Source organism: Bradyrhizobium sp. (genome assembly GCF_049691595.1).
GTDB lineage: Bacteria > Pseudomonadota > Alphaproteobacteria > Rhizobiales > Xanthobacteraceae > Bradyrhizobium.
On the sequence record NZ_JBAVNZ010000418.1, the window covers coordinates 1 to 4,169 of the forward strand.

Sequence of the window (4,169 nt, forward strand, 5' to 3'; positions counted from 1 at the left end):
CCTTGCCGGCGGCCTTGCGGCCCTTGATGACGCCGACGACGCCGGTTTGGCCGAGACCCGTCGCCACCTCGTCGCAGCCGAATTCCCGCAACCGGTCCGCCACGAATGATGCAGTGCGGTGCACGTCATAGAGCAGTTCCGGATTTTCATGGATGTCGCGGCGCCAGGCCTGGATATCGGGTTGCAGATCGGCGACGCGGTTGACGATGGGCATGGCAATGCTCGGTTTCGGGTTGGACGGTTTTGCCCTGTGTAGCATGTAAGGGGCGCGCGGCCCAACAGCCCCGGGGCGGCTGTACAGCGGCCGAGGGCGAGGTTAAGGCAGCGGCAGGCCCCGGCGGGCGGTGTGGTGATAACCGATGAAGCGGCTTGAAGGTGATTTCGACTATATCGTCGTCGGCGCGGGCACCGCCGGCTGCATCATGGCCAACCGGCTGTCGGCCGATCCCAAGACCCGCGTGCTGATTCTGGAAGCCGGCGGCAACGACAACTGGATCTGGTTTCACATCCCGGTCGGCTACCTGTTTGCGATCGGCAATCCCCGCTCGGACTGGATGTTTCGGACCGAGCCGGAAGCCGGCCTCAACGGCCGCTCGCTGGCCTACCCGCGCGGCAAGGTGATCGGCGGCTCCTCCGCCATCAACGCCATGATCTCGATGCGCGGCCAGGCCGCCGATTACGACCATTGGCGCCAGCTCGGCCTCACCGGCTGGGGCTATGACGACGTGCTGCCGCACTTCCGGCGGCTGGAAGATCATTTTCTCGGGGAAAGCGAACACCATGGCACCGGCGGCGGCTGGCGGATCGAGGCGCCGCGGCTGTCGTGGAAAATTCTCGACGCCGTCGGCGATGCCGCCGAACAGATGGGCATCCGCAAAGTTCCGGATTTCAACACCGGCGACAATGAGGGCGTCGGCTATTTCCACGTCAACCAGAAGCGCGGACGGCGCTGGTCGTCGGCGCGCGGCTTTCTCAAGCCGGTGCTGAACCGCGCCAATCTGCGGCTGGAAAAAAACGTGCTGGTCGATCGCCTGATCGTCGAGAACGGCCGCGCCGCCGGCGTGCGTTTCATCCAGGGCACCGACATCGTCGAGGCCCGCGCCAGAGGCGAAGTCATCCTGTGCGCCGGCTCGATCGGATCAATCCAGGTGCTGCACCGTTCCGGCATCGGGCCTTCGGACTGGCTCAAGCCGCTCGGCATCGAGGTCGCGCTCGACCGGCAGGGCGTCGGGCGCAACCTGCAGGACCATCTGCAGCAGCGCGCGATCTTCAGGGTTCATGGCATTCGCACGCTGAACGAGACCTATCATTCGCTGTTCCGGCGCGGCCTGATGGGCCTCGATTATGCCTTCCGCCGCCGCGGCCCGCTGACCATGGCGCCGTCGCAGCTCGGCATCTTCACCCGCTCGGATCCGCGCCGCGCGCGCGCCAATATCCAGTTCCACGTGCAGCCGCTGTCGCTCGACAAGTTCGGCGATCCGCTGCACCGTTTCCCGGCGATCACCGTGAGCGCCTGCAATCTGCAGCCGACCTCGCGCGGCACCGTGCGCATCGGTTCCGCGCAAGCGGACGAGGCGCCCTCGATCGCGCCGAATTATCTGTCGACGGCGGAAGACCGCGAGGTCGCCGCCGACGCCATCCGCGCCACGCGGCGGTTGATGAAGCAGGCAGCGCTGGCGCGCTATCGCCCGCAGGAATATTTGCCCGGTCCCGCCGTCGGCGACGACGATGCGTCGCTGGCGAAAGCCGCCGGCGATATCGGCACCACCATCTTCCATCCGGTCGGCACTGCGAAGATGGGAACGACCAGCGATCCGCTTGCCGTGGTCGATGAGCGGCTGCGCGTTCACGCCCTCGCCGGACTTCGCGTCGCCGATGCCTCTGTGATGCCGACGATCACCTCGGGCAATACCAATACGCCGACGGCGATGATCGCCGAGAAGGGCGCGGCGATGATCCTCGAGGAGTCGCGATAGCCGGCGCCGGTAGAACACCAGGCTCACGAAATCGTCATCGCTCCGGCCCATGGTTCCCCAGCACCGGGAATAAACCCCGGCCTCGCCCGATCACGTCTCCACACACCCAATCAGGGGTCCACGGAGATTTGCCATGAGCGACCATATTGACGAAGAACGCGGCGTCAGCCGCCGCCGCGTGCTGGAATGCATGACCTGGGCCGGCACCGGCGTGCTCTGGACCATTTCGGGCGGCGTGCCCCGTTCGCTTGGAATTGTCGGCTCCGCGCAGGCCGCCGAGCCGGCCGGAATGACCTTCCTGCAGATCAGCGACAGCCACATCGGCTTCGACAAGCCCGCCAATCCCAACGCGATCGGCACGCTGGAGGAAGCCATCAACAAGATCAAGGCGATGCCGACAAAACCGTCCTTCATGATCCATACCGGCGACATCACCCATCTGTCGAAGGCTGCCGAATTCGACAACGCCGAGCGCATCATCTCGCAGGCCAGGCTCGACGTGCATTACGTGCCGGGCGAGCACGACTTCATCGACGAAGAGGTCAAGCTCTACAAGGAACGCTACGGCCGCGGCACCAAGGGCGCCGGCTGGTATTCGTTCGACGCCGGCGGCGTCCACTTCATCGGTCTCGTCAACGTCGTGAACCTCAAGGCCGGCGGCCTCGGCAGTCTCGGCGATGACCAGCTCGAATGGCTCGAGGACGATATCAAGGGACGCTCGAAATCGACCCCGATCGTCGTGTTCGCGCACATCCCGCTGTGGACGGTTTATCCGAGCTGGGGCTGGGGCACCGAGGACGGCGCCCGCGCGCTGGACTATCTCAAGGGCTTTGGCTCGGTGACGGTGCTGAACGGCCATATCCATCAGGTGATGCAGAAGGTCGAAGGCAACATCACCTTCCACACCGCGCGCTCGACCGCCTTCCCGCAGCCGGCGCCCGGCACCGCCCCCTCGCCGGGACCGATGAAGGTCGAAGACAGCAAGCTCCGCACCCTGCTCGGCGTCGCCAGCATCAACTTCAAGCAGGGCGATCAGCGCCTCGCCATCATCGACTCGCCGCTGCAGGGCTGAAGGGAATTTTCAAGATGATATCGGCAACCCTCCGCGGCCCTGGCGTGCAACATTTTGCCATCGCCATCGCCGCGGCAATGATCCTGCACGCCTCCGCCGCACGCGCCGAGGACACGACGGTGATGATCGACAATTTCACCTTTGAGCCGGCGCAGCTCACGGTGAAGGTCGGCACCACCGTCACCTGGAAGAACCGCGACGACATCCCGCATACGGTGGTCGCCGCCGGCAAGTTCAGGTCGAAAACGCTGGATACCGACGACAGCTTTTCGTTCACGTTCGCGGCAGCCGGCGATTACAAGTATTTTTGTTCGCTGCACCCGCATATGACCGGGATAATCAAGGTTGAGTAGCGCGCCAGACCAAGGCATCACAACCCTGCCCGGCCGGTGGGTTGAGCCCGGCCGGGCACGATCATACGCCGCGGAAATCGGGCAACAGGCGATGCCGGTCAAGACGTCCAATGGCGATCCCGACAAGACGCGGCGCTTTCGCGAAGCGGCGCTGCCCTATCTGGACGATGCCTATACGCTGGCACGCTATCTGCTGCGCAATGCCGCCGACGCCGAGGACGCGGTGCAGGAATGCTATCTGCGCGCCTTCAGGCATTTCGACAGCTATCGCGGGCCGGCGATGAAGCCATGGCTGTTCGCGATCCTGCGCAATGTCTGTCGCGCCGAATATGCAAGGCGCGCGACCACGCCAACCAGCGCGATCGAGGACGTGCCCGAAAGCGCCGAACAGACCCCGCTCTGGCACGAGGCGCAGGAAACGCCGGAAGCGCAGATGCTGCGCCGCCTTGATGGCGACACCGTCCGCCGGCTGGTGGCCGCGCTCACCGAACCCTTCCGGGAGACTTTCGTGCTGCGTGAAATCAACAACCTTTCGTACCGCGAGATCGCCGAGGTCGCCGACGTGCCCGTCGGTACCGTGATGTCCCGTCTCGCGCGCGCCCGCGCCATGCTGCGGTCGGCATGGACGGCGGAACTGGAGCAACCGAAATGACCTGCGAGGAAGCTGAAATCCTTGTTCATGCGCTGATCGACGGCGAGCTCGATGCCGGGCACGCGCACGAGGTCGAAACCCACATCGCCGGCTGCCCGCATTGCGCGGCGCTGCTG

Annotated in this window: 5 protein-coding genes and 1 pseudogene; 5 read left to right on the forward strand and 1 reads right to left on the reverse strand. The window is 65.2% G+C overall.

What is annotated here, in order from left to right; genetic code table 11:
- Positions 1–214: pseudogene (locus WCE35_RS17710) on the reverse strand (amidohydrolase); the annotation flags it as partial.
- 145 nt (positions 215–359) lie between these two features.
- Here WCE35_RS17710 and WCE35_RS17715 point away from each other — a divergent pair.
- The 5 genes from WCE35_RS17715 to WCE35_RS17735 all read left to right on the forward strand — a co-directional run.
- The gene (locus WCE35_RS17715; RefSeq protein ID WP_424594628.1) at positions 360–1,976 is read left to right on the forward strand and encodes a GMC family oxidoreductase; all 1,617 of its coding nucleotides are present in this window, start codon (positions 360–362) and stop codon (positions 1,974–1,976) included.
- Positions 1,977–2,109: 133 nt separating this feature from the next.
- Complete coding sequence (locus WCE35_RS17720) at positions 2,110–3,048, forward strand: metallophosphoesterase family protein (protein WP_424594629.1); 939 nt, start codon at positions 2,110–2,112, stop codon at positions 3,046–3,048.
- Between the two features lie 14 nt (positions 3,049–3,062).
- A complete protein-coding gene (locus WCE35_RS17725) occupies positions 3,063–3,401 on the forward strand; it encodes a cupredoxin domain-containing protein (RefSeq protein ID WP_424594630.1) in 339 nt (112 codons plus the stop codon).
- A gap of 91 nt (positions 3,402–3,492) precedes the next feature.
- The gene (locus WCE35_RS17730) at positions 3,493–4,053 is read left to right on the forward strand and encodes a sigma-70 family RNA polymerase sigma factor (RefSeq protein ID WP_424594631.1); all 561 of its coding nucleotides are present in this window, start codon (positions 3,493–3,495) and stop codon (positions 4,051–4,053) included.
- On the forward strand, positions 4,050–4,169 hold a 120-nt coding region (locus WCE35_RS17735; protein WP_424594632.1), incomplete at its 3' end, for an anti-sigma factor family protein. The genes WCE35_RS17730 and WCE35_RS17735, both read left to right, overlap by 4 nt.

Coding starts and splice junctions, on each gene's coding strand:
- WCE35_RS17715 (WP_424594628.1), top strand. CDS start 360: ATGAAGCGGCTTGAAGGTGATTTCGACTATATCGTCGTCGGCGCGGGC.
- WCE35_RS17720 (WP_424594629.1), top strand. CDS start 2,110: ATGAGCGACCATATTGACGAAGAACGCGGCGTCAGCCGCCGCCGCGTG.
- WCE35_RS17725 (WP_424594630.1), top strand. CDS start 3,063: ATGATATCGGCAACCCTCCGCGGCCCTGGCGTGCAACATTTTGCCATC.
- WCE35_RS17730 (WP_424594631.1), top strand. CDS start 3,493: ATGCCGGTCAAGACGTCCAATGGCGATCCCGACAAGACGCGGCGCTTT.